This is a genomic window from Rhizobiales bacterium NRL2, from assembly GCA_001664005.1.
GTDB lineage: Bacteria > Pseudomonadota > Alphaproteobacteria > Minwuiales > Minwuiaceae > Minwuia.
In genome coordinates this window covers 2917306-2941202 of the sequence record CP016093.1, presented here as the reverse complement: position 1 = coordinate 2941202, position 23897 = coordinate 2917306, and the positions used below count along the sequence as shown (strand labels likewise).

The following is a 23897-nucleotide window of genomic DNA, read 5'->3' as shown; positions in this document are numbered from 1 at the left end:
ATTCACCCCGAAGGGGGAGGATCAGAACAGGCCGGGCTTCTCGATCGTGGCGCGTTCCTGGGGCGTGGCTTCGCGGGTCTCGCCGCTGCTGCGGTCGAACAGCACCAGGTCGGTGAGGGTCGTGTTGAGGCGCTCGAGTGCTCGTTCCTGCTGGGCGGCGAGGCCGCGAACGCCGCGCGGCGGCGTCAGCGCCCCGGCCTGGCGCAGCAACGCCAGTTCGCCGACCGTGGCGTCGTCGGGTACCGTCTCGCTGCCGTCGACGCCGCCGACGACGCGGCCGTCGGCAGTAATCACGGCGCGCTGCTGCGGCCGGTTGACACGGGGCAGCGCCGACTGGTCGACGCCACCCGATCCCGGCGGACGCAGGCTGAATTCCGGCGGGACCACCAGCGGCGAGAAGACCGTGACACGCGATTCGTCGGGCGAGGTCTTCTCCAGACCGAGGATGCCCCGGGCGCTGTCGCAGCCGCTCAGGGCCAGGGCCAGGACAAGCATCGCGGCGAAACCGAAGCCGGTACGAATGATCTGCTGATTCATGGCGCCCTTTTAGAACGATCCCCGCGCGCGAACAAGGAATCGAAAAGCAGCAGTACGACGCCCACGGAGATCGCCATGTCGGCGACGTTGAAGGCGGGCCAGTGGTTGGTGCCGAAGGTGTCGATCGCCCATTGCGCGGCGGCGCCCGACAGATGGACGTCGAAGAAGTCGGCGACCGCGCCATAGGCGAAACGATCGATGGCGTTGCCCACCGCGCCGGCGATGACCAGCGTCAGGCCGGCGCGGAGCGCGCGGCTCTCGGCGCGCGCCAGCCAGACCGCCAGCGCGGCGGCGACGGCCAGGTTGATCAGGCCCAGAATGAGCGGCGCGCCGGAATCCGAGAACATCCCGAAGCTCACGCCCGTGTTCCAGACCATGACGATGTTGAAGAAGGACAGGATCTCGATCGGGCGGCAGATCTCCGGCAGGCCGTTGATGATGGTGCACTCCCGCCCTTCCATGACCGAGACCAGCCAGATCTTGCTGAGCTGGTCGACGGCGATCAGGACGAGCGCGATGAGGAAGGGGCGAAGCGGCATGGGTCCGGAAGCTGGAGCGGAAGGGCTGGGCGCGAACGTCGTCTCACATAGACCTCGCCGCGTCCCGCGCCAAGGGCCGACGAAAGAAGGCCGGGGCGCGAACCCCGGCCTTCCCTCATTTTTCGATGGCTGTATCCCGGCCCGGCGGCCGGGATGACGCGTCACCGACGCATCAGTTCCAGCGGCGGATTTCGAGCCGTGCGAGCTGGTCGCGGTGCACCTCGTCCGGGCCGTCGGCCAGACGCAGCGTGCGCTGGTGCGCATACATCGACGCCGTGCCGAAGTCGGTGGTGACGCCGCCGCCGCCATGGGCCTGGATGGCCCAGTCGGTGATCTTGCAGGCGATGTTCGGCACCGAGACCTTGATGCCGGCGATCTCGCGGCGGGCTTCCTTGTTGCCCACCGTGTCCATGCGCCAGGCGGCGTAGTACACATAGAGGCGGTTCTGGTCGATCATGATCCGGCTCTCGGCGATACGTTCCTTCCAGACCGACTGCTCGATCACCGGCTTGCCGAAGGCGACGCGGGACTTGAGCCGCTTGATCATCTTCTCCAGCGCCCGCTCGGACACGCCGATGGAGCGCATGCAGTGATGGATGCGGCCCGGGCCGAGGCGGCCCTGGGCGATCTCGAAACCGCGGCCCTCGCCCAGCAGGATGTTCTCGGCCGGCACGCGGACATTGTCGAAGATCACCTCGCCATGGCCGTGCGGCGCGTCGTCATAGCCGAACACCGGCAGCATGCGCTTGACGGTGATGCCCTTGGAGTCGCGCGGGACCAGGATCATGGACTGCTGCTTGTAGCGATCGGGATTGTCCGGATCGGTCTTGCCCATCAGCACCAGGATCTTGCAGCGCGGATCGCCGATTCCCGACGACCACCACTTGCGGCCGTTGATGACGTATTCGTCGCCGTCACGCTCGATCCGGGTCTGGATGTTGGTGGCGTCGGAGGACGCCACCTCGGGCTCGGTCATGGCGAAGCAGGACCGGATCTCGCCGGCCAGCAGCGGCGTCAGCCACCGCTCCTGCTGTTCCTTGGTGGCGTAGCGGGCCAGCACTTCCATGTTGCCGGTGTCCGGCGCCGAGCAGTTGAAGATCTCGGAGGCGAAGGGGGAACGGCCCATGATCTCGCAGAGCGGGGCGTATTCCAGGTTGGTGAAGCCGGGGCCGCCTTCGTGCTCGGGCAGGAAGAAGTTCCACAGGCCTTCCGACTTCGCGACCTTCTTCAGCTCCTCGAGGGTCGGAATCGGCTGCCAGCGGTCGCCCTCGGCGATCTCGTCCGACATCTTCTCCTCGTTGGGATAGACGTACTTGTCCATGAACGCGCTGATGCGTTCCTGCATCTCCAGGCTGCGTTCGGTCTGGATGAATTCCATGAAGTTCCTCCCCTTCTGCGATTGATCGGCCGCGCGGACAGATTGCGGCGCGGCGCCTGCGAAAGCTGCGGCGGATCATAACGGGGCCCTTCCGCCTTGTCATAGCCCTGAATGCCCTGCGGGTTGCATCTGTCGCATGCGTGCGGCGAAGGCTATATTCGGAGGCGAAACAAGGGAGGCCGCAATGACCGAGGCGCTGACGATACGGCTCGACGACCGGGACAACGTGGCCGTGGCCCGCGTGGATATCCTGCCGGGCACCGAGATCGGGGGCGGCGTGAAGGCGGCGCACCACATCCCGGCCGGCCACAAGATCGCGCTTTCCGCCATCGCCGACGGCGCGGCGGTGCGGAAATACGATCAGATCATCGGCTTTGCCGAAGGCGCCATCCGGCCCGGTGATCACGTCCACACCCACAACTGCGTCTTCGCGATGTTCGACCGCGACTACGCCGTCGGCCAGGACGTGAAGCCGGTCGATTACGTGCCCGAGGCCGAGCGGGCGACCTTTGACGGCTACCGCCGGGCGAACGGCCGGGCCGCGACGCGGAACTACATCGGCATTCTCACCTCGGTGAACTGCTCGGCCACGGTGGCGCGCTACGTCGCCGAACAGTTCCGCCATCCCGACATGCTGGCCGAATATCCGAACATCGACGGCGTCGTGGCGCTGACCCACGGCACCGGCTGCGGCATGGCCTCGACGGGGGAGGGGATGCGGATGCTGTCGCGCACCTTCGCGGGCTATGCGCGGCATCCGAACTTCGCCGGCCTGCTGTTCATCGGGCTTGGCTGCGAGGCGGCCCAGCTCGGCATGATGATGGATGTGGAGGGGCTGAAGCCGGGACCGCTGCTGCACATGTTCACCATCCAGGACTCGGGCGGCACCACGGCGACGGTGCGCAAGGGCGTGGAACTGGTGAAGGAGATGCTGCCTCACGCCAACGCCTTCCGGCGCGAGCCGATCCCGGCCTCGGAACTGATCCTGGGGCTGGAGTGCGGTGGCTCGGATGCCTATTCAGGCATTTCCGCCAACCCGGCGCTGGGCGCAGCTGCGGACCTGCTTGTGCGTCACGGCGGCACGGCCTGTCTCGGCGAGACGCCCGAGATCTATGGCGCCGAGCATCTGCTGACCCGCCGCGCCGTCAGCCCGGAAGTCGCCGACAAGCTGATCGCCAGGATCCGCTGGTGGGAGGACTATGTGGCGAAGAACGACGGCTCCATGGACAACAACCCCAGCCCCGGCAACAAGGAGGGCGGTTTGACCACCATCCTCGAGAAGTCGCTCGGCGCCGCGGCCAAGGGCGGCACGACGAACCTGGCCGACGTCTATGCCTATGGCGAGCGGATCGCATCGAAGGGCTTCGTGTTCATGGACACGCCCGGCTACGACCCTGTCTCCGTGACCGGCTTCGTCGCCGGCGGCGCGAACGTGGTCTGTTTCACCACAGGCCGCGGCTCGGTATTCGGCTGCAAGCCCGTGCCGTCTATCAAGCTGGCGACGAATTCGGCGATGTACGGACGCATGTCCGACGACATGGACGTCAATTGCGGCCTGGTCATCGACGGCGAGAAGTCGGTCGCCGAGATGGGCGAGGAGATCTTCCGGAAGATCCTGGCCACGGCTTCCGGCGAGCCGACCTGCTCGGAGCGGCTCGGCTTCGGCGACGACGAGTTCCTGCCCTGGCAGATCGGGGCGGTGATGTGATTTGAAACCGCGCTGTGTGGGATGGACCGGCCGGCACACAGCGCGGCTCCGGCATAGCTGAAATTGCCGCACGCACGCGGGGGCGTCTTCCCCCTTCGTCGCTGCCCGGCTTGTCCGGGCAGCCCATGAGAGATGCCGGTCGATGGATTGCCCGGCTGAACCAGGCAATGACGTCGGCGCGCCGGGCGGCTACCGCGGCGGATATTCTGCTTTGACGAAATAGAGCCCGTGAGCCGGCGCGGTGGGGCCGGCGGCGGTGCGGTCACGGGCCTTGAGCGCGGCCCTGACTTCGGCCGGCGTCCATCGGCCCTTGCCCACGTCCACCAATGTGCCGGCCATGATGCGGACCTGGTTGTGCAGGAACGACCGCGCGGAACAGACGATCCGCACTTCCTCGCCTTCCCGCGTCACTTCCAGCGTGTCGAGCGTCTTCACCGCCGTATCGGCCTGGCAGTGGGCGGAACGGAAGCTCTCGAAGTCGTGGTGGCCGTGAAGATGCGCCGCCGCCCGGTTCATCGCGTCGACGTCGAGCGGCTGGGCGACGTGCCAGACGCGGCCCCGATTCAGCGCCGGGACGGCGGCGCGGTTGAGGATGCGATAGAGGTATTGCCGCTTCACGCAGTCGAAGCGGGCGCTGAAACCCTCGTGGACGGCCTCGACCGAGAGCACGGTCACCGGATGGGGGCGGACATGGTGGGCCAGCGCGTCGCGGATCTTGGACGCCGGCATCTCCCGGGCGATGTCGGCATGGACGGTCATGGCGAGGGCGTGAACGCCCGAATCCGTCCGGCCCGCGGCGATCGCCGTCACCGTTTCCCCGGTGAAGGCGTGGATGCCTTCTTCGATCACCTGCTGGACGGCGAGGCCATTGGTCTGGCGTTGCCAGCCGACGAAGCCCGCGCCGTCATATTCCAGCATCAGGCGATAGCGCGGCATCAGCCCAGCACGGCGCCGGCGGGGATCGCCCGGCCGCGCTGGAAGGTGGCGGCGTCCATCGGCTTGCCGCCGGCGCGCTGCAGGACCTCCAGCCGGATCAGCCCGTCGCCGCACTGCACCGTCAGTTCCCCGTCGACCACCGTGCCGGGCGCGGCCTCGGCGGCGCCGGCGGCGGGCGTGGCCATGTGAACCTTGACCCGCTCGCCCTCATGCTCGAACCAGGCGCCGGGGAAGGGGGCGAGGCCGCGGATCAGCCGGTCGATATCCGCGACCGGTCGGGTCCAGTCGACATGCGCCTCCGCCTTGTCGATCTTGCCGGCGTAGGTCACGCCATCTTCGGGCTGGGGCGTCAGTTCCAGCGTGCCTTCGATCAGCCGCCGCAGCGCGTCGACGATCAGCGCCGCGCCCATCTCGGCCAGCCGGTCGTGCAGGCTCTGGGTGGTGTCGCACGGGCCGATGGCTGTCTCCGCCTTCAGCGCCATGTCGCCGGTGTCCAGGCCGGCGTCCATCTGCATGATGGTGACGCCGGTCTTTTCGTCGCCCGCCATGACCGCGCGTTGGATCGGCGCGGCGCCGCGCCAGCGCGGCAGCAGCGAGGCGTGGATGTTGAAACAGCCGAGCCGCGGCGCGTCGAGAATCGCCTGCGGCAGGATCAGGCCATAGGCGGCGACCACGGCGACGTCCGCCTCGTGCGCCGCGAATTCCGCCTGCGCTTCCGGCTTCTTCAGCGACACCGGGGTCAGAACCTTCAGCCCCAGCGCCTCGGCGGCGGCGTGGACGGGGCCGGGTATCGTCTTCCGCCCCCTCCGGCCCGCGGCGCGCGGCGGCTGGGAATAGACCGCGGCGATCTCGTGGCCGGCCTCGTGCAGCGCGCGGAGCGCTGGCACGGCGAAATCCGGCGTGCCCATGAAGACGATGCGGAGGGCGGCGGTCACCCCGTCGCCTTCAGCTTCTTCGCCTTCTTCAGCCGCTTCATGATCATCGACCGTTTCAGCGCCGAGATGTGGTCGACGAAGAGCACGCCGTCGAAATGGTCCATCTCGTGCTGGATGCAGGTGGACAGCAGGCCATCCGCCTCCAGCGTCTGGGCCCGGCCGTCCCGGTCCAGATAGTCGACGGTGATGCGGTCGTGGCGCTCCACCTCGGCGTACTGCTCGGGCAGCGACAGGCAGCCTTCCTCGTAGGCGCGCAAGTCGGGCGAAGCCTCGCGGATCACCGGGTTGACGAGATGGATCGGCTCGGGGGCGGCGTCATCGGACGCACAGTCCACGACCATCACCCTCTTGGGCACGCCGACCTGGATGGCCGAAAGGCCGACGCCGGGGGCGTCGTACATGGTCTCCAGCATGTCATCCATCAGCCGGCGGAGATCGTCGTCGACGGTCCCGACGGGCTCGGACTTCACCCGCAGACGCGGGTCGGGCGCGGTGATGATGGGCAAGAGGGCCATGGACCAATTCTACTCGAAAGTTGCGGAAGCCGCATGGAGTTAGGTCGCCGCAGCCGGAGCGTCAAGTGGCGGGAAGGGCCCCCATCTTTCATGTCATGCCCGCCTTGTGCGGGCATCTGGTTCAGCAGGGCATCCTGCTCCGACCGTGCCGGCGCGGCAGCCGACCGGACCCCCGCACAAGGCGGGGGCGCCAGTCATCAGCCTTTTGTCGAGGATTACCGCGCGACGGTGGGCGCGAAGCCGAGGTGGAAGCCGCCGTCGACCAGCAGGGTCTCGCCGGTGATCAGGTCGGAACCCTGGATGAACATCAGGATCGCGCGGGCGTTGTCCTCCGGCGTCGAGACCTTCTGCAGCGGGTTGGTCTTCAACTGGTGCTGGAGAACACCGTCATAGCGGTCCTCGCCCATGCCTTCGCGCAGCCACTTGCCCTGGATCATCCCCGGGCAGATGGCGTTGACGCGGATCTCCGGACCCAGCGCGCGGGCCAGCGACAGCGTCATGGTGTTCAGCGCGCCCTTGGAGGCGGCGTAGGCCACGCAGGAGCCGAGGCCGGTGACGCCGGCGATGGAGGAGACGTTGGTGACGCTGCCGCCGTTCTTGCGCATGTGCGGCGCGGCGTGCTTGATCATCTGGTAGGGGCCGACGACGTTGACCGAGTAGATCCAGCGGAAATCGTCGGCGTCCAGACCCTCGAGGTCCGAATGGGCGACGAACTTCGTGGTTCCCGCATTGTTGACCAGATGATCGAGGCGGCCGAATTCGCCGATGCAGGCGTCGACCAGCTTCCTGCAGTCGTCGTCCTCGGCGACATTGGCCTGCACGGCGATGGCCTTCACGCCCTCGGCGCGGCACGCCTCCATGGTCTCCTCGGCCTCGGCCTTGGACTTGGTGTAGTTGACGACGACGTTGCAGCCCTGCGCGGCCAGCAGCTTCGCGGTCGCCGCGCCGACGCCGGTCGCCGAACCCGTGACGATGGCGGCCTTACCCTTCAGATCCTGCATTCTTCTTCTTTCCTCCCGGTACCAGGAACCAGATGAACGCCAGTGTTTCCACGGCGATGATGATGAGAAGTCCCGTCTCGTAACCTTCGCGGGCATAGCCGCCGGCCTCGGTCAGCGGGAACCGGTCGATGATCCAGCCCAGGCCCGAGGCGATGGCGAAGACGCCCAGGAAGACGAAGACGTTGAGCGCCGAGTTCACCCGGCCGGCCAGGTTGAGCGGAAACTGACCGCAGAGCCAGGGGAAGGCCAGCGCCGACATGTTGGAGCTCAGCCCCAGCAGGATCCACGGCCAGTGGCCCGAAGGGTCCCAGCCCAGCGCGATCGATATCTGCGAGAAGATCAGCACCGAGACGCCGCCGGCCATGATGGCGTGCAGCGGGATGCCGTAGCGGGTCAGTACGTCGGCGACCACGCCGCCCAGCACGAAACCGGCCGTCAGGGCGATGCCCAGCGTCTGCAGATAGATCGCCACCGTCGCCTGATCGAACAGCGCCACGTCCTTCAGCCACAGGCCGGCCCACTGGTTGTGGATCGCCATGCCGGTCGCCATGGTCATCACCGCCATCGGCGCGATGCGCCAGTAGGCGCGGCTGGAGTAGACCCGCTTCAGGCTGCCCAGCAGCTCGCTGACGGGAATGGGGTTGGCGCTGCCCGGCTTTTCCGGGACCACGGTGAAGATCAGCAGCGAGGAGGCGGCGGATGCGCCCGCGATCCAGAAGAAGAGATCGTGCCAGGAAATGAAGGTGAGCAGGTGCTCCACCGGCGTCGTCGCCATCAGCGCACCGAGCCCGCCCATGCCCAGCAGGCAGCCGTTGACCAGCGGCCAGCGGTTCTGGGGGAACCACAGCGTGATCGCCTTGAACGAGCCCATCAGGCCGGCGGCGCAGCCGAGGCCGATCAGCGCCCGCCCGACGATCAGCGTCTCCGGGTTCGTGCCCAGGCCGAAGATCACTGCGCCCGCGCCGGCGATCAGCAGCAGCACCGTCTGCACCCGCCGGGGGCCGTAACGGTCGAGGGCCATGCCGACCGGCAGCTGCGCCAGGCCGAAGGCGAGGAAATACGCCGCGCCCACCAGTCCGAGCACGCCGGCGTCGAGCACCAGTTCCTCGCGGATGCGGTCGCCGATCAGCGAGGGCAGGGCGCGGTAGAGATAGGAAAGGAAATAGCCGCTGGCGAAGGGCAGGAATACCGTCGCGACGATCCTGATCCAGTAGCCCGATCCCGGCCGCTCGCTGTCGACCGCCGCCCGTCCTGACACGTCCGATCCTCCCCGGATCCGCTGCAACCTATGGCGCCGGCGCGTAGACGGCGACCGGTCTTGTTTTTCCCCGTACCCCGGTCTCCCCCATGGGTTCAAGGGCGGAGCCGTCTTCGCTGGCCCCGGCGTCGTGCAGGGCCTCGCTGACCAGCAGCGGCCGGCCGAGTGTACGGCACATGTCGACCAGCCGCGAGGCCGTGTTCATGGCGTCGCCGAGGAAGACGATCTCCTGACGGACATCGCCCATCTCTCCGATCACCACCGGTCCGGCGTGGATGCCGATGCGCAGCGCCGGCACTGCACCATGGATGTCCTTGTAGCGCGCTTCCGCCGCGGCCAGTAGCGCGTGAAATTCAATCCCGCATTGCAACGCGCGGCTCCGGCCGGCGGCCGTGTCGGGCCAGGACACGATAATCTCATCGCCGACATACTTGTGAATGACGCCGCCCAACTCGATCACCGGTGCGGACAGATCGCGGTAGACGTCGTTCAGGAAGCGGTGGAAGCCAAGATCCCCGATGCGTTCGGCGATCGCCGTGGAGCCGACGACGTCGGCGAACAACAGCACCCGATTCTCCACCACGGGGCGGTGATAGCGCCCGGTCAGGAAGTTCAGGAACACCGCCTGACCCAGCAGGCCGTTGATCGCCATGGCGAAGTTCACCCCGATGCTGAACAGGACCGAGAAGCCCACCTGGATGACCGTCTGGGCGTTCCAGCCGAAGGGATCGGCGCCTTCGATCGAAAATACCGTCGCGCCCGACCAGATACTCAGCATGATGGCGGCGAGGTAGATCAGCGAACGCACACCCACATTGCCGAGGAAGTTCAGCCGCCGGACCCACAGGCCTGCGGCGCGATTGACGTAGGTGTATTCCCAGGCGGTCAGCAGCCCGGCAATGAGCCCGCCGGTCCAGACGCCGCGCAGCGCGGCGCGGGCGTAGGCGCGGGTCTCCCCGTCACCATCGCCGGCGCCGGCGATGGCGAGACCGAACACCGCACCGAGGCTGGCGGCGATGCCGATGATGAGGAGCGAGATGCGGAGTTGCTGGCGCGTTCGTCGTTGCATGGCGGGACCGGACCGTGGTCTTGTCCGGCGGTCTGGACCGGACAGGGGAGAGCGGAGGGGTGAGACTAGCGCCGGAAGTGGCTGAGGCCAAAGCCCGCGGCGCGCCGGTGGTGGCGCTGGAATCCACGATTATCGCCCATGGCTTTCCGTGGCCGGACAACCTCGAACTGGCGCGGGAGATGGAAGACGCCGTGCGCGCGGCCGGGGCCGCGCCGGCGACGATCGCCATCCTCGACGGCGAGGTCCGGATCGGTCTCGCGCCCGCAGAAACGGAACGACTGGCCGGCGGCGGCGTCGCCAAATGCGCGCTCGGCGATGTGGCGGCGGCGATCGCGGCGGCCGGGGACGGCGCCACGACGGTCTCGGCCACGGCCCATCTGGCGCGCAGGGCGGGCATCGACGTCTTCGCCACGGGCGGGATCGGTGGGGTGCATCCCCGCACCGGCGACGACGCGCCCGACATCTCGGCCGACCTGCCTGCACTGGGCCGAACCTGTCTGCTGGTCGTCGCCTCGGGTGCGAAATCCATCCTCGATCTGCCTGCGACGCTCGAGGTGCTGGAAACCGAAGGGGTGGCCCTCGCGGGCTATGGCGTCGATATCCTGCCCGCCTTCCACACCGCTGACAGCGGCCTCGTGCTCCGCCATCGCGTCGACAGCCCGGCGGAGGCTGCAGCCCTGCTGCGCGCCCAGCGGAGGGTCGAGGCGCCGTCGGCGGTGCTGATCGCCAATCCGCCGCCGGCGGAATTCGCTATCGCCCGGGAGCGGCTGGACGGCTGGATCGCCAGGGCGGGCGCAGAGGCCGCGGCCGCCGGGATCGGCGGCGCGGGCCTGACGCCATGGCTGCTGCGCCGGCTGGACACGCTTTCGGAGGGCGAAACGACGCGGGTCAACCGCGCCCTGGCGATCGCCAACGCCCGTCTGGGAGCGGAGATCGCGGTGGCGTTCGCCGCGGCTTGAGCGGCGTCAGCCCCCGGCGGCGGCCTTCACCACCAGACAGTCGAGGCGCTTGCTCTTGAGGGTTTCGCAGGTTTCTCGCGCCTCGTCCCGGGTCAGCTCCAGGATCCGCGCCCGGTAGATGGAGCGCACCGTATCGGGTATCGATTCGATCGCCACCGGCCGGTTCTGCAGATAGGTCGGCGCGGCGGAGACGGCGAGGCGCGCGCCAGCGGTCGCCCGCTTCTGGGAACTGAAAGCGCCCACCTGGACGCCATAGGGGGCGTCGTCGGCGCGCCGCGCCGGCGGCGGCGGTACCGCCGCGTGGGCGCTGGAGACGACGGAAAGGTCGATGCCGGCAAGCGCCGAGGACGGCGCGCCCGTTCCGGGCCGGCCCGGGGGCAGCGGCATGGCGACGAGCTGTCGCGCCTTTTCCCGCTCGAGCGCCCGCTGGAAACCGATGCCGAGAATTTTCTTCATCTGCCGGTTGCGCCGTGCGCCGGTCTGACCGCCGATCACCACGGCGACGAGCCGGCGGCCATAACGCACCGAGGAGGCCGCCAGGTTGAAGCCGGACGCGTTGATGTAGCCGGTCTTGAGGCCGTCGACCCCCGGATAGCCGTTCAGCAGCTTGTTGGTCGAGGTATAGGTGCGGCCTTCCCAGGTGAATTTCCGGGTCGCGAACAGGTCATAGTACTCGGGGAAGTCGCGGATCAGCGCCAGCGCCAGGGTCGAGATGTCGCGGGCGGTGGATTTCTGATGGCGGTTGGGCAGGCCGTTGGCGTTGCGGAAGCTGGTGCGGATCATGCCCAGTTCCTGCGCCTTCTCGGTCATCTCGCGGGCGAACAGGATTTCGGTTTTCGCCATGGATTCCGCCAGCACGACCGCAGCGTCGTTGGCCGACTTGACGATCAGCGAAAGGATGGCGTCGCGCACCTTGATCGACCCGCCCCGTTTCAGACCCAGCTTGGAGGCGGGCATGCCCGCGGCGCGTTGCGATACGGGCAGACGCTGTTCCATGCCGAGGCGGCCGTCCCGCAGCGCCTCGAACGTGAGATAGAGCGTCATCAGCTTGGTCAGCGAGGCCGGATATATGAGCGTGTCGGGCCTGTAGTCGTAGAGCACCTGACCGGTCGCGGCGTCCACCACGATGCCGGTGTACTGGCGCTTTGCGTGCGCTGGCCCGGACAGGCCGACGAGAACCAGCGCCGCCGCCAGAAGGAGGGGCGCCAGCATCTGCGGGCCGAGTCGGGCGAATCTCTCGAGGGTCATATGGCTACCTCTGCCTGCGGGCCGATTCGAAGCGATTCGTCAATACCTTACCGGGTTGAGGCGGCCGGGTCTATGTGATGGTGCGATCAATACCTATATTTGCCCGAGGCGATGGGCGATCGGGTCCACGAGACGCTTTCGTCCCGCGACGATTCTCCGTTAATCTTCCCTTCCGAGCTTGCTGCTACCATCTGGACACCATGGCCGACAAACGTATCGATAACGACAGCGAGACGGGCGTCGTCACAAAGGCGAAGCCGAAGACCAAGAAGCCGTCGCTCTGGCGCGTGCTGATGCTGAACGACGATTACACTCCGATGGAATTTGTCGTCTACGTCCTGCAGCGCTATTTCAACAAGGATCAGGAAGCGGCGACGCAGATCATGCTGCACGTACACCAGAAGGGAGTGGGCGTCTGTGGCGTCTACCCCTACGAGGTCGCCGAGACCAAGGTCACCCAGGTCATCAACCTGGCGCGGGAGAACCAGCACCCCCTGCAATGCACACTAGAAAAGGCTGAATAGGCTTGCCCTCACTGTCCAAAAATCTCGAAGACACCCTGCGCCGCGCGCTCCGGCTGGCCGGAGAGCGGCGGCACGAATACGCGACGCTTGAGCATCTGCTGCTCAGTCTGACCGAGGACCAGGACGCTCTGGCAGTGCTGCGCGCCTGCAATGTCGACGTGGCCGCGCTGGGGCGCGACCTGACGGACTTCGTCGACACGCAGCTCAGCGACCTGGTGCAGGATTTCGAGGACGAGGCCAAGCCGACGCTGAGTTTCCAGCGTGTGGTCCAGCGGGCGCTGATCCACGTGCAGTCGTCGGGCCGCGAGGAAGTGACGGGCGCCAACATCCTGGTCGCCATCTTCGCCGAGCGTGAAAGCCACGCCGCCTACTTCCTGCAGCGCCAGGACATGACCCGTCTCGACGCCGTCAGCTACATCAGCCATGGAATCGCCAAGGCGCCCGGCATGAACGCCGCGCGTCCGGTCCGCGGCGCCGACGAGGAGCCCGTCGAAGGCGAGGAGAGCGAGGAGCCCGGCGAGACCGAAGAGGCCGAAGACGGCCGGCCCGAGACCGAGGCGCTCTCCGCCTATTGCGTCGACCTCAACGAGAAGGCGCGTTCGGGTAAGATCGATCCGCTGATCGGGCGCGCTCTGGAGATCGAGCGCACGATCCAGATCCTCTGCCGCCGCTCCAAGAACAACCCGCTCTACGTGGGCGAGCCCGGCGTCGGCAAGACCGCCATCGCCGAAGGCCTGGCGCGGCGCATCGTCGAGGGCGACGTCCCCGAGGTGCTGAAGGAGGCCACGATCTTCGCCCTCGACATGGGGGCGCTGCTGGCCGGCACGCGCTATCGCGGCGACTTCGAGGAACGGCTGAAGGCCGTCATCCGGGAGGTCGAGGACTATGACGGCGCGATCCTGTTCATCGACGAGATCCATACCATCATCGGCGCCGGGGCGACCTCCGGCGGCGCGATGGATGCGTCCAACCTGCTGAAGCCGGCGCTGGCTTCGGGCACGATCCGCTGCATCGGCTCGACGACCTACAAGGAATACCGCGGCTATTTCGAGAAGGACCGTGCGCTGCTGCGCCGGTTCCAGAAGATCGACGTCAACGAGCCGACGGTGGACGACGCCATCAAGATCCTCACCGGTCTGAAGCCGTACTACGAGGAACACCACAACGTCCGTTACACCCACGATGCGCTGAAGACGGCGGTCGAACTGTCGGCCCGCTACATCCATGACCGCAAGCTGCCCGACAAGGCCATCGACGTCATCGACGAGGTGGGCGCGGCCGAGATGCTGAAGCCGAACAACCGCCGCAGGAAGGTGCTGGGCGTGAAGGACGTGGAAGCGGTCATCGCCAAGATGGCCCGCATCCCGCCGAAGTCCGTCACCAAGAAGGACGAGAGCACGCTGGCCAACCTGGAATCCGACCTCAAGCAGGCGGTGTTCGGCCAGGACTCGGCGGTCGAGGCGCTGGCCTCGGCGGTCAAGCTGGCCCGCGCCGGCCTCCGCGAACCGGAAAAGCCGATCGGCAGCTATCTGTTCTCCGGCCCGACCGGCGTCGGCAAGACAGAGGCCGCGCGGCAGCTGGCCGAAACCATGGGGCTGGAACTCCATCGCTTCGACATGTCGGAATACATGGAGCGTCACACAGTCAGCCGTCTGATCGGCGCGCCGCCGGGCTATGTCGGTTTCGATCAGGGCGGCCTGCTGACCGACGCGATCGACCAGCATCCGCATTCGATCCTGCTGCTCGACGAGATCGAGAAGGCCCATCCGGATGTCTTCAACCTGCTGCTGCAGGTGATGGACCACGGCAAGCTGACCGATCACAACGGCAAGAAGATCGACTTCCGTAACGTCATCCTGATCATGACCACGAACGCCGGCGCCGCCGAGATGCAGAAGCAGGCCATCGGTTTCGGCCGCGGGCTGAAGGAGGACGAGGACTCCGAGGCGATCAAGAAGATCTTCACGCCGGAGTTCCGCAACCGCCTCGACGCCGTGATCGCCTTCGCGCCGCTTGGACCGGAAGTGGTGGCCCGCGTGGTCGACAAGTTCGTCCTGCAGCTCGAGGGCCAGCTCATCGACCGCAACGTCACCATCTCCCTGACCGACGCCGCACGGAGCTGGCTCGCCGACCGAGGCTACACGGTGGAGTTCGGCGCCCGGCCGCTGGCCCGGGTGATCCAGGAATCCATCAAGCAGCCGCTGGCGGAGGAGTTGCTCTTCGGCAAGCTGAAGAAGGGCGGGCATGTGAAGGTGCGGCTGGCCGAGGGCAAGCTCGCCTTCGACCTGGAAGCCGCGCCCGAAAAGCCCGGGAAATCGAAGAAGTCCGGCGGCGGCAAGCGGAAGAAGTCGGTTTCCCAGAACACCAACTGAGGTCCCGGCCGGCGGCCGCGCGGCCGCCGGCTTGACCTTCCCCCTGCGGGAGGGATGAGACTGCATCTTCCAAAGCAGTATCCGGAATCGACATGAGGCTGGTTTCTCTTGCCTTTGCGGCCGCGGTGATCGCGGCGACCCTGGCCGGCATCTGGTGGCTCGGCCAGAGTCCCGATTCCGGCGGCGGCGCGCAGGTGGCCGTTGACGTACCGGATCTGTCAGCCGAGGCCGAAGCCGGCGCAGCGGTGTTCAAGCGGAGCTGCGTCGTCTGCCACGGCGCCAATGCGGCCGGGGGCCCGGGCGGCCCGCCGCTGGTCCACCGGATCTACGAGCCCTCACACCATGGCGACGGGGCCTTCGTTCGCGCCGTCCGGCAGGGCGTTCGTCAGCATCACTGGAACTTCGGCGACATGGCGCCGGTACCCGGCGTCAGCGATCAGGAACTCGCGCAGATCATCGCCTATGTCCGCGAACTCCAGCGCGCCAACGGGATCGAATAGCGGTGTCCCCCGTTTCACGCGTCATTGACTTGATTCCGGCGGCCTGTCGGTCCGAGCTGGAGTCGTCATGAAGTTCCCCGCCGCCGATATCCGTTTTCTGCTCGTCCTCGCGATGCTGATCGGGCTGCTGGCCCCGCTGGGCGCGTTCGCCCTGGGGACAGGCCATATGAATCATGACGATGGCCATGTCTTTCATCGGCACGGGGGCGCGGCTGTCCCGTCCGCGATCGACGACCATGACCGCGTTGGCTGTTCGGTCGCCACGCCGTGCGACCACGGCTTCTGCGCCAGCCTCGCCCTGCCGGAACCGGTGTCCGTTCGGACGCCGAAGGCGGCGCGCCATGACGGCGCCGTCGACGCGCTTGTCGACGGACTCGCGTCGCGGCCCATGCCACCGCCGCCCAGACCGCTCTCCTGAAGCCCCGACTACCGCCGGTTCTCCGGCGACCCGACCTATCAATCCACGCGCCGCATTCGCGCGATAGATGGCGTGTGTTCAGGAGACATGAAAATGAAATCCATCCAAAATCTTCGTGGCCTCGCCATGGCTCTTCTTTCTGCCGCGGCCCTGACGGCTGGCGGGCACGCAGCGCTGGCCGCGGGTGACCACGGTGGCGGTCATGGGCACGGCGAGAAGCAGGCCGATCGTGGCCATGGCACGGGCGAACACGGCCATGCCAGCCGCCCCGATATCGGGCATGCCGGCGATCCGAGCGAGTTGGATCGTACGGTCGACGTCATCATGCTCGACAACCGGTTTGAACCGGAGAAGCTGAGTATCCAGGAGGGCCAGACCGTCCGCTTCGTCGTCACCAACAAGGGCAATCTGGTTCACGAGTTCAACATCGCCACGGCGGCGATGCACAGCGCCCACCAGGAAGAAATGATGGAGATGATGCAGAAGGGCGTGCTGGGCGCCGACACGATCCATCATGACAGGATGGGCGAGCACGGCATGCGCCACGATCACGCCAACAGCATCCTGCTGGAGCCGGGCGAGAGCGGTGAGGTCGTCTGGACCTTCGACACGGACGCCGAACTGGAATTCGCCTGCAATGTACCCGGGCATTACGAATCCGGCATGAAGGGCCCGATCCGGCTGCACCAATGATCGCTCTTCATCCGAAACAGGGAAGACAACACATGCGCAATTTCGCAATCGCGCTCGCCGCGGCAACGCTCGTCCTGGGCGCCGGCGCCGGCGCCGTCTCGGCGGGCGAGTACGAGATCACCGTCGACCGGGTCGGGATCGACACCGGAGATTTCACCCGCACGGGTGTCGGTTTCAACGGGGCCAGCCCCGGGCCTGTCCTCCGGTTCAGGGAGGGCGAGGACGTGACCATCAGAGTCACCAACAACCTCACCGAAAGCACCTCGATCCACTGGCACGGGCTGATCCTGCCCTACCAGCAGGACGGCGTGCCGGGTATCAGCTATCCCGGCATTCCGGCCGGCGAGACCTTCACCTACCGCTTTCCCATCGTGCAGAGCGGCACCTACTGGTTCCACAGCCACACCGGATTCCAGGAACCCGACGGCGCTTATGGCGCCATCGTCATCGAGCCGAAGGAGCCCGAACCCTACGTCTGGGACCGGGAGTACGTCGTGCAACTGGCCGACGCGCACCCCCATTCGGGCGACCGCATCATGCGCAATCTCAAGATGATGCCGGACTACTACAACCGGAAACAGCGGACGCTGTTCGACTTCCTGGGCGATGCCGAGGACAAGGGCTTCGGTGCGGCCCTGAGCGACCGCAAGGCCTGGGGCGACATGCGGATGATGCCGACGGACATCGAGGATCTGCAGGGCTTCACGCCGCTGATCAACGGCAAGGGCCCGGCGCAGAACTGGACGGGTCTGTTCGAGCCCGGCGAACGGGTCCGGCTCCGCTTCATCAACTCCTCCGCGATGACCTATTTCGACATCCGCATTCCCGGCCTGGAGATGACCGTGGTGCAGGCCGACGGCAACGAGGTCCAGCCGGTCGCCGTCGACGAGTTCCGCATCGCCGTGGCCGAAACCTTCGACGTCATCGTGGAGCCGAAGGACGACCGCGCCTACACCATCTTCGCCGAATCCATGGGCCGCACGGCCTATGGCCGGGGGACGCTCGCGCCCAGGGAAGGCATGGCGGCCGAGGTGCCGGCGCTGCGCGACGCGCCCCTGCTGACCATGGCCGATATGGGCATGGCACATGGCGAACATGGTGAGATGGACCACGCCGCGATGGGGCACGATGCGCCGAAGCCGGAGACGATGGACCACTCGAAGATGGACCACGCGGCAATGGGCCACGGAGAAACCGAGCCGCTGCGGGGCCCCGATCCCTTCTATGCGCCGGGCAGCGGCCTCGCCCCTGAGGCGGCGGATGGCGGACGGTTTCTGTCCTATGCCGATCTTAAGGCCCGGACGCCGCTCTACCCGCATCGTCCGGCCACGCGGGAAATCGAATTGAAGCTGACGGGCAACATGGAGCGTTACATGTGGTCCATCAACGGCGTGAAATACGCCGACGCCGAGCCGATCCGGCTGCAGTACGGCGAGCGTGTGCGCTTCAGGTTCGTCAACACGACCATGATGACCCATCCCATGCACCTGCACGGCATGTGGTCGATCCTCGACAACGGCAGCGGCGAATGGAACCCGGTCAAGCACGTCATCAGCGTGGCGCCGGGGACCACGGTCTATATGGAGACCGAGGTCGACGCGCCGGGCCAGTGGGCGTTCCACTGTCACCTGTCCTATCACGCCGACGCCGGCATGTTCCGGAAGGTCATCGTCGAGGGCGGTCCGCAGGACAAGGCCGCGGAACTGGATGCAAGGGAGCGCGGCTGAACCATGCGCACATTCTGGAAAAGACTGACCGGGGCGCTGGTCCCGGCCGTCCTGGTGGTGCCTGCCGCCGAGGCGGAACCGCTGATCTGGGGCATTCAGGTCGAACAGGCCGAATACCGCATCGATGAGGGTTCGGACGTTGCCGCGTGGGATTTCGACGTGCTGGCCGGCAGCGACGAGTTGAAGGTCGTCTGGCGCAGCGAAGGGGAATACGCCACGGGCGAAGAAGCCTTCGAGACGCTGGAGAACCAGCTTCGGCTTCAGACGCCGGTGACGGATTTCTTCGACGCCGTCGCCGGCGTGCGGCTGGATACGCCCAAGGGCCCGAACCGGCTCCACGGCGTGATCGGTCTGCACGGTCTGACCCGGCAGTGGTTCGAGGTCGACGCGGATCTGTTCGTCTCGGACCATCCGTCCCTCCGGTTCGAGGTGGAGTACGAGGGCCTGATCACCAACCGGATCGTCTTCGTGCCGTCGATCGAAATCGATCTGCCGTTCACCGATGACGCGGCGGCGGGGCAGGGCGCGTTCGGTCCGACGCTGGAGGTGGGCGGACGCATCAGCTACGACCTGGTGGACCGGCTCGTCTCGCCCTATGTCGGCGTCCACTACGAACGGAAGTTCGGCGAAACCGCCGATCTTGCGCGGGCGGATGGCGAAGAGGCCGGCACCGTCTTCTTCGTCATCGGCACGCGCTTCATGTTCTGACCGGCCATTTCCCCGGCGCCTTCGCGCGCGCCGGGGAATCCGCCTGACCTTCCAGTTACTGGAAACACCATCTTGAGAATTGCGGGGTCCGTCCCGCGCTTCGCCTGCCAGTGGAGAATGCCTTCATGCCCGTCCGATCCCTCCGCCGTTCCCTTGCCACGCTGCTGGTGGCGCTGTCCGTGCTCTTCGCGGGCGGCATGTTCGCCGCTCCCCACGATGCGCACGCCGCCGCGCCAACCATGACCGTCTACAAGTCGCCCTGGTGCGGCTGTTGCGCCAAATGGGTGGAGCACATGCGCCGCCATGGCTTCGACGTGAAGGTTATCGAGATGGAAGATCTCGAGCCGGCGAAGCGCATGTTCGGTGTCGATCCCGATCTGGCCTCCTGCCACACCGCCGGCGTGGGCGGCTATGTCATCGAGGGCCATGTGCCTGCGCGGGAGGTCAAGCGGCTGCTGGAAGAGAAGCCTGCGGCGCGCGGTCTCGCCGTGCCCGGCATGCCCGTCGGTTCCCCCGGCATGGAGCAGGGCGGGGGCAACGATCCCTATTCGGTGATCCTTTTCACGGGCGAGAGCCGCGAGGTCTACGCCCGCTACTGAGGCGGCCAGGACGCCCTTCCAAGGTTGGAATTCCATGAGCAGCCACGCACATCATGTCCACGCCACCGCATCGGGTGACGTCGTGACCGATCCGGTCTGCGGTATGTCGGTCGACACAGCCGCCGGCAAGCCCAGCCTCGTCCATGAGGGCGAGACCTATCACTTCTGTGGGCGGCGCTGTCACGACCGCTTCGAGGCGGACCCCGAGTTCTACCTGACCGGCGCACACAAGCGCCGCCCGAAGGCCGCGCCGAAAGGCACGCAGTACACCTGTCCGATGCACCCGGAGATCGTGCAGGATCATCCCGGCGATTGCCCCAAATGCGGCATGGCGCTGGAGCCCATGGGGGTACCCGCTGACGGTCCCAACCCGGAACTGGTGGATTTCACCAGGCGCTTCATCGTCAGCGCGGCGCTTGCCGTGCCGATCTTCTTTCTCGCGATGAGCCACATGTTGGGGCTACCCTTCCGCCACTGGCTGGGCGAGCGTCCTGCGATCTGGCTCGAGCTGGCGCTGGCGACGCCGGTCGTGCTCTGGGCGGCGCTGCCCTTCTTCAAGCGGGGCTGGAACTCGATCGTCAACCGCAGTCCCAACATGTGGACGCTGATCGCCATCGGCACCGGCGCGGCCTACGCCTACAGCGTCGTGGCGGCCGTCGCCCCGGGGATCTTCCCGCCCTCCTTTGTCCGCGCCGACGGCACCGTCCCTGTCTACTTCGAGGCTGCGGCCGTGATCATCGCGCTGGTCTTCCTGGGTCAGGTGCTGGAACTGCGGGCCCGGGAGCGGACCGGCAGCGCGATCCGTGCGCTGCTCGACCTGGCGCCGAAGACCGCGCGGCGGATCAACGAGAACGGGACCGAGCGCGAGGTTCCGCTGGAGAACATCCTGGAAGGCGACCGGCTGCGCGTCCGTCCGGGCGAAAGCGTGCCCGTCGACGGCGTCGTGCTGGAAGGGCGCTCGGCGGTTGACGAAAGCATGATCTCCGGCGAGCCGGTGCCGGTGGAGAAAACCGAGGGCGACGCCGTCACCGGCGGCACGCTGAACCGCAACGGCGGACTGGTTATCCGGGCCGAGCGGGTCGGCGCCGACACCATGCTGTCGCGCATTGTCGACATGGTCGCCCAGGCCCAGCGCTCGCGGGCGCCGATCCAGGGCCTCGCCGACAGGGTTGCGTCATGGTTCGTGCCCGCCGTGGTTCTGGTGGCGATTGTTGCATTCATCGTCTGGTCGGTGTTCGGTCCTTCGCCGGCCATGGTCTACGCCCTGGTGGCAGCCGTCTCCGTCCTCATCATCGCCTGTCCATGTGCGCTGGGCCTGGCGACGCCCATGTCGATCATGACGGCCACCGGCCGCGGCGCCCAGGCGGGCGTGCTGGTCCGCGATGCCGAGGCGCTGGAACGCTTCGCCCGCGTCGACACGCTGGTGGTCGACAAGACGGGTACGCTGACCGAGGGCCGGCCGGAACTGACCGACGTGGTCGCCGCGGACGGCTGGTCGGAAGCGGACGTCCTGGGTCTGGCCGCCGCGCTGGAGAAGGGTTCCGAGCATCCGCTGGCCGAAGCGGTCCTGAAGGGCGCCGAAGCACGCGGCGTGGCGGCCGGCGCGACGTCGGACTTCGAAGCCGTCACCGGCAAGGGCGTGAAGGGCCGGGTGGACGGCCGGGCCATCCTGATGGGCAACCGCGCCATGATGGACGACGCCGGTATCGACGTCGGCGCCTGGCAGGCGACGGGCGACGACCTGCGCGATGCGGGCCGAACCGTGATGTACGTCGCCGCTGATGGCGGGCTCGCCGGCCTTGTCGCCGTGGCGGATCCGATCAAGGCGAATGCAAAGGACGCCATCCGGCAACTCAGGGAAGCCGGCCTGGAAATCATCATGGCGACCGGCGACAACGCGCGGACGGCCAAAGCCGTGGCCGACGAACTCGGTATCGACGAGGTGCGCGCCGACGTGCTGCCGGAAGACAAGAAAGCGCTGGTCGACGAACTGCATGGCCGGGGGCGGCGGGTCGCCATGGCCGGCGACGGCGTCAACGACGCCCCGGCGCTGGCGGCGGCCGATGTCGGGATCGCCATGGGCACGGGCGCGGACGTCGCCGTGGAGAGCGCCGGCTTCACGCTGGTGAAGGGCGACCTGTCCGGCGTGGTGCGGGCGCATCGGCTCGCCCGGGCGACCATCGCCAATATCCGCCAGAACCTGTTCTTCGCCTTCATCTACAACGCCGCCGGCGTGCCGATCGCGGCAGGCATCCTCTATCCCGTCACCGGCACGCTGCTGTCGCCGATGATCGCGGCGGCGGCGATGAGCCTGTCGTCGGTCTCGGTGATCTCCAACGCCCTCAGGCTGCGGGCGCTGAAGCTCTAGAGTGACCCAATGTTCGATCGAACCGTCCAGACTTGTCGCCCTTGGACTTGATCCAAGGGGCCAGCAAAACGTCGAACTGGGTCCTGGGGTCAAGCCCCAGGACGCCAAGTCATTCAATCGCTTCGTGTGGCATTCGATCGAAACGACGGGTAGCGGATCGTTCGGTCGCGATGGCGCTGCCGGTTCAGGCCTCGACCTTGCAGAGCACTTCGGCGATCTGGATGGCGTTGAGGGCCGCGCCCTTGCGCAGGTTGTCGCCCGCCACGAACAGGGCGAGGCCGTTTTCGCATGTCGGATCGCGGCGGATGCGGCCGACGAAGACCGGGTCCTGGCCCGCCGATTCCAGCGGGTTGGGGACTTCGCTGAGCACCACACCGGGTGCGTCCTTCAACAGCGCGACGGCCGTCTCCACGTCGATCGGACGCTCGAACTCGGCATTGATCGACAGCGCGTGACCGGTGAAGACGGGGATACGCACGCAGGTGCCGCTGACGGGCAGGTCCGGGAGTTCCAGGATCTTCCGGGTCTCGTCGCGCAGCTTGATCTCTTCCTCCGAATAGCCGTCCTCGACCAGCTTGTAGTTCAGCGGTACGGCGTTGAAGGCGATGGGCACGGCCCACTTCCGGGGCTCCGGCAGGTCGAGGGCGTGGCCGTCATAGGCCAGCTTCGCGGCGTCCGCGCCGGCGGCCTGGATCTGCTCGTTGAGTTCCTCGATGCCGGCCACGCCCGCGCCGGAGACGGCCTGGTAGGTGCTGGCGATCAGGCGCTTGAGCCCGGCCGCGGCATGCAGCGGCTTCAGCGCCGGCATCGCCGCCATCGTGGTGCAGTTGGGGTTGGCGATGATGCCCTTCGGCAGCGAGGCGAGCGCGTGCGGATTGACCTCGGCCACCACCAGAGGCACCTCCGGGTCGCCGCGCCAGGCCGAGGAATTGTCGATGACGATCGCCCCGGCCGCCGCGGCCTTCGGCGCCAGCTCCTTCGAGGTGGCGCCGCCGGCGGAGAAGAAGACGATGTCGAGGCCGGCGAAGTCCGCCGTCGCGGCGTCCTCGACCGTGATCTGCTCGCCGCCCCACGAAATGGTCTTGCCGGCGGAGCGGGCGGAGGCGAAGAGGCGCAGCGAGGCGAGCTCGAAGTTCCGCTCGGCCAGGAGTTCGCGCATCATCTGGCCCACCAGGCCGGTGGCGCCGACGATGCCGACATGGGGCGGACGGGCGAAGGGAATGACAGGGTTCATGTGAAAGGCGTCTCCTTGTGTCGGGGGAGGCGCGGGAAGGGCCGGATACGTCGGACCGCCCCGCGCTCTGGCGGGGCCGGGTCGGCTGGACGGTACCTCAGACCGTACGCGCAGCCGACCGCGCCCCGCCGCAGCGGGTCGTTTTGTCGGTCGGCTTGTAGGTGTCCTGACGGGTCATGATGGTGCGAAGTAGGCACAATCGGCGCGAATGTAAATCCCAGTGCGGGACATGCGACATCGAGGACAGCAGGCGATGAACATAGGCGACGCGGCCCGGGCGGCCGGGCTTCCCACCAAGACGGTGCGCTATTACGCCGATATCGGGCTCGTGGGCCCGTCGGCGCGGCGCGACAACGGCTACCGAGACTATGGCGCGCCGGAAGTGAGCAAGCTCCGCTTCGTCCAGCGCGCACGCAGCTTCGGCTTCTCCATCGAGGAGTGCCGGGAGCTGCTGGCGCTCTACGAGGACCGCAGCCGCGCCAGCGCCGACGTCAAGGCCATCGCGCTGGAGCGCATCGCCGAGATCGAGGCCAAGATGGCGGAACTGCAGAAGCTGCACGACGAACTGAAGCATCTCGCCGACTGCTGCTCGGGCGATCACCGGCCCGACTGCCCGATCCTGGACGGGCTGTCGGCGGGCCTTCTCGACAAGGCCTGAGCCCGGCGCTATA

Annotated in this window: 23 protein-coding genes; 13 read left to right on the top strand and 10 right to left on the bottom strand. The window is 67.3% G+C overall.

The annotated features are described in order from the left end of the window. Positions 1 to 21 precede the first annotated feature (21 nt). The 3 genes from TEF_13670 to TEF_13660 all read right to left on the bottom strand — a co-directional run bounded on the left by TEF_13670 (position 22) and on the right by TEF_13660 (position 2454). Entirely contained in the window at positions 22 to 537 is a 516-nt protein-coding gene (locus tag TEF_13670; GenBank protein ID ANK81728.1) for a hypothetical protein, read from the bottom strand. Beyond that, positions 534 to 1076, bottom strand: coding sequence for a signal peptidase II (locus tag TEF_13665; protein ANK81727.1), 543 nt, complete (start codon positions 1074 to 1076; stop codon positions 534 to 536). The genes TEF_13670 and TEF_13665 overlap by 4 nt, the downstream gene beginning before the upstream one ends. Before the next feature lie 172 nt (positions 1077 to 1248). Then, positions 1249 to 2454, bottom strand: a complete 1206-nt coding sequence (locus TEF_13660; GenBank protein ID ANK81726.1) for an acyl-CoA dehydrogenase — start codon at positions 2452 to 2454, stop codon at positions 1249 to 1251. 184 nt (positions 2455 to 2638) lie between these two features. Between TEF_13660 and TEF_13655 the strand changes: the two genes are divergently transcribed. Further along, a complete protein-coding gene (locus TEF_13655; protein ANK81725.1) occupies positions 2639 to 4162 on the top strand; it encodes a galactonate dehydratase in 1524 nt (507 codons plus the stop codon). Between the two features lie 189 nt (positions 4163 to 4351). Here TEF_13655 and TEF_13650 read toward each other — a convergent pair whose 3' ends face one another. From TEF_13650 to TEF_13635, 4 genes are all read right to left on the bottom strand, one after another. After that, on the bottom strand, positions 4352 to 5098 hold the full coding sequence (locus tag TEF_13650) for a tRNA pseudouridine(38,39,40) synthase TruA (GenBank protein ANK81724.1): 747 nt from the start codon (positions 5096 to 5098) through the stop codon (positions 4352 to 4354). Next, positions 5098 to 6006 (bottom strand): methionyl-tRNA formyltransferase, encoded by a 909-nt coding sequence (locus TEF_13645; GenBank protein ANK83480.1) that lies wholly within the window; start codon positions 6004 to 6006, stop codon positions 5098 to 5100. Before TEF_13645 ends, TEF_13650 begins: the two co-directional genes overlap by 1 nt. A 23-nt stretch (positions 6007 to 6029) precedes the next feature. Then, entirely contained in the window at positions 6030 to 6548 is a 519-nt protein-coding gene (locus TEF_13640; protein ANK81723.1) for a peptide deformylase, read from the bottom strand. 215 nt (positions 6549 to 6763) lie between these two features. Next, positions 6764 to 7549 carry an oxidoreductase gene (locus TEF_13635; protein ID ANK81722.1) on the bottom strand — a complete coding sequence of 262 codons (786 nt, stop codon included), beginning with the start codon at positions 7547 to 7549 and terminating at the stop codon, positions 6764 to 6766. 635 nt (positions 7550 to 8184) lie between these two features. On the opposite strand from TEF_13635, the gene TEF_13630 reads away from it, so the two are divergent. After that, positions 8185 to 8556, top strand: a complete 372-nt coding sequence (locus TEF_13630) for a hypothetical protein (GenBank protein ID ANK81721.1) — start codon at positions 8185 to 8187, stop codon at positions 8554 to 8556. 279 nt (positions 8557 to 8835) lie between these two features. On the opposite strand, the gene TEF_13625 is transcribed toward TEF_13630, so the two are convergent. Beyond that, positions 8836 to 9876: a hypothetical protein gene (locus TEF_13625; GenBank protein ANK81720.1), complete on the bottom strand. Its 1041-nt coding sequence runs from the start codon at positions 9874 to 9876 to the stop codon at positions 8836 to 8838. 59 nt (positions 9877 to 9935) lie between these two features. On the opposite strand from TEF_13625, the gene TEF_13620 reads away from it, so the two are divergent. Further along, complete coding sequence (locus TEF_13620; GenBank protein ANK81719.1) at positions 9936 to 10835, top strand: hypothetical protein; 900 nt, start codon at positions 9936 to 9938, stop codon at positions 10833 to 10835. 6 nt (positions 10836 to 10841) lie between these two features. On the opposite strand, the gene TEF_13615 is transcribed toward TEF_13620, so the two are convergent. Further along, positions 10842 to 12047, bottom strand: coding sequence for a hypothetical protein (locus tag TEF_13615; protein ID ANK83479.1), 1206 nt, complete (start codon positions 12045 to 12047; stop codon positions 10842 to 10844). A 236-nt stretch (positions 12048 to 12283) separates the two neighbouring features. On the opposite strand from TEF_13615, the gene TEF_13610 reads away from it, so the two are divergent. The 9 genes from TEF_13610 (at position 12284) to TEF_13570 (ending at position 21992) form a co-directional block, all read left to right on the top strand. Continuing rightward, a complete protein-coding gene (locus tag TEF_13610; GenBank protein ANK81718.1) occupies positions 12284 to 12607 on the top strand; it encodes an ATP-dependent Clp protease adapter ClpS in 324 nt (107 codons plus the stop codon). Positions 12608 to 12609: 2 nt separating this feature from the next. Next, a complete protein-coding gene (locus TEF_13605; protein ANK81717.1) occupies positions 12610 to 14979 on the top strand; it encodes an ATP-dependent Clp protease ATP-binding subunit ClpA in 2370 nt (789 codons plus the stop codon). A 92-nt stretch (positions 14980 to 15071) separates the two neighbouring features. Continuing rightward, complete coding sequence (locus TEF_13600) at positions 15072 to 15479, top strand: cytochrome C (GenBank protein ANK81716.1); 408 nt, start codon at positions 15072 to 15074, stop codon at positions 15477 to 15479. 67 nt (positions 15480 to 15546) lie between these two features. After that, positions 15547 to 15897, top strand: a complete 351-nt coding sequence (locus TEF_13595; protein ID ANK81715.1) for a hypothetical protein — start codon at positions 15547 to 15549, stop codon at positions 15895 to 15897. Between the two features lie 126 nt (positions 15898 to 16023). Further along, positions 16024 to 16590 (top strand): hypothetical protein, encoded by a 567-nt coding sequence (locus tag TEF_13590; GenBank protein ANK81714.1) that lies wholly within the window; start codon positions 16024 to 16026, stop codon positions 16588 to 16590. 32 nt (positions 16591 to 16622) lie between these two features. Beyond that, the gene (locus TEF_13585) at positions 16623 to 18317 is read left to right on the top strand and encodes a copper oxidase (protein ID ANK81713.1); all 1695 of its coding nucleotides are present in this window, start codon (positions 16623 to 16625) and stop codon (positions 18315 to 18317) included. Positions 18318 to 18320: 3 nt separating this feature from the next. After that, positions 18321 to 19025 (top strand): copper resistance protein CopB, encoded by a 705-nt coding sequence (locus TEF_13580; protein ID ANK81712.1) that lies wholly within the window; start codon positions 18321 to 18323, stop codon positions 19023 to 19025. 125 nt (positions 19026 to 19150) lie between these two features. After that, on the top strand, positions 19151 to 19624 hold the full coding sequence (locus tag TEF_13575) for a hypothetical protein (protein ID ANK83478.1): 474 nt from the start codon (positions 19151 to 19153) through the stop codon (positions 19622 to 19624). A 34-nt stretch (positions 19625 to 19658) separates the two neighbouring features. After that, positions 19659 to 21992 carry a copper-translocating P-type ATPase gene (locus TEF_13570; GenBank protein ID ANK81711.1) on the top strand — a complete coding sequence of 778 codons (2334 nt, stop codon included), beginning with the start codon at positions 19659 to 19661 and terminating at the stop codon, positions 21990 to 21992. 184 nt (positions 21993 to 22176) lie between these two features. On the opposite strand, the gene TEF_13565 is transcribed toward TEF_13570, so the two are convergent. Next, complete coding sequence (locus tag TEF_13565) at positions 22177 to 23226, bottom strand: aspartate-semialdehyde dehydrogenase (protein ID ANK81710.1); 1050 nt, start codon at positions 23224 to 23226, stop codon at positions 22177 to 22179. Between the two features lie 253 nt (positions 23227 to 23479). Between TEF_13565 and TEF_13560 the strand changes: the two genes are divergently transcribed. Further along, complete coding sequence (locus tag TEF_13560; GenBank protein ANK81709.1) at positions 23480 to 23884, top strand: Cu(I)-responsive transcriptional regulator; 405 nt, start codon at positions 23480 to 23482, stop codon at positions 23882 to 23884. The last annotated feature ends 13 nt before the right edge of the window (positions 23885 to 23897 follow it).

Coding starts and splice junctions, on each gene's coding strand:
- TEF_13615 (ANK83479.1), bottom strand. CDS start 12,047: ATGCTGGCGCCCCTCCTTCTGGCGGCGGCGCTGGTTCTCGTCGGCCTG.
- TEF_13670 (ANK81728.1), bottom strand. CDS start 537: ATGAATCAGCAGATCATTCGTACCGGCTTCGGTTTCGCCGCGATGCTT.
- TEF_13665 (ANK81727.1), bottom strand. CDS start 1,076: ATGCCGCTTCGCCCCTTCCTCATCGCGCTCGTCCTGATCGCCGTCGAC.
- TEF_13655 (ANK81725.1), top strand. CDS start 2,639: ATGACCGAGGCGCTGACGATACGGCTCGACGACCGGGACAACGTGGCC.
- TEF_13625 (ANK81720.1), bottom strand. CDS start 9,876: ATGCAACGACGAACGCGCCAGCAACTCCGCATCTCGCTCCTCATCATC.
- TEF_13595 (ANK81715.1), top strand. CDS start 15,547: ATGAAGTTCCCCGCCGCCGATATCCGTTTTCTGCTCGTCCTCGCGATG.
- TEF_13570 (ANK81711.1), top strand. CDS start 19,659: ATGAGCAGCCACGCACATCATGTCCACGCCACCGCATCGGGTGACGTC.
- TEF_13650 (ANK81724.1), bottom strand. CDS start 5,098: ATGCCGCGCTATCGCCTGATGCTGGAATATGACGGCGCGGGCTTCGTC.
- TEF_13580 (ANK81712.1), top strand. CDS start 18,321: ATGCGCACATTCTGGAAAAGACTGACCGGGGCGCTGGTCCCGGCCGTC.
- TEF_13590 (ANK81714.1), top strand. CDS start 16,024: ATGGCTCTTCTTTCTGCCGCGGCCCTGACGGCTGGCGGGCACGCAGCG.
- TEF_13575 (ANK83478.1), top strand. CDS start 19,151: ATGCCCGTCCGATCCCTCCGCCGTTCCCTTGCCACGCTGCTGGTGGCG.
- TEF_13660 (ANK81726.1), bottom strand. CDS start 2,454: ATGGAATTCATCCAGACCGAACGCAGCCTGGAGATGCAGGAACGCATC.
- TEF_13600 (ANK81716.1), top strand. CDS start 15,072: ATGAGGCTGGTTTCTCTTGCCTTTGCGGCCGCGGTGATCGCGGCGACC.
- TEF_13640 (ANK81723.1), bottom strand. CDS start 6,548: ATGGCCCTCTTGCCCATCATCACCGCGCCCGACCCGCGTCTGCGGGTG.
- TEF_13565 (ANK81710.1), bottom strand. CDS start 23,226: ATGAACCCTGTCATTCCCTTCGCCCGTCCGCCCCATGTCGGCATCGTC.
- TEF_13610 (ANK81718.1), top strand. CDS start 12,284: ATGGCCGACAAACGTATCGATAACGACAGCGAGACGGGCGTCGTCACA.
- TEF_13630 (ANK81721.1), top strand. CDS start 8,185: ATGGGGTTGGCGCTGCCCGGCTTTTCCGGGACCACGGTGAAGATCAGC.
- TEF_13585 (ANK81713.1), top strand. CDS start 16,623: ATGCGCAATTTCGCAATCGCGCTCGCCGCGGCAACGCTCGTCCTGGGC.
- TEF_13645 (ANK83480.1), bottom strand. CDS start 6,006: ATGGGCACGCCGGATTTCGCCGTGCCAGCGCTCCGCGCGCTGCACGAG.
- TEF_13560 (ANK81709.1), top strand. CDS start 23,480: ATGAACATAGGCGACGCGGCCCGGGCGGCCGGGCTTCCCACCAAGACG.
- TEF_13635 (ANK81722.1), bottom strand. CDS start 7,549: ATGCAGGATCTGAAGGGTAAGGCCGCCATCGTCACGGGTTCGGCGACC.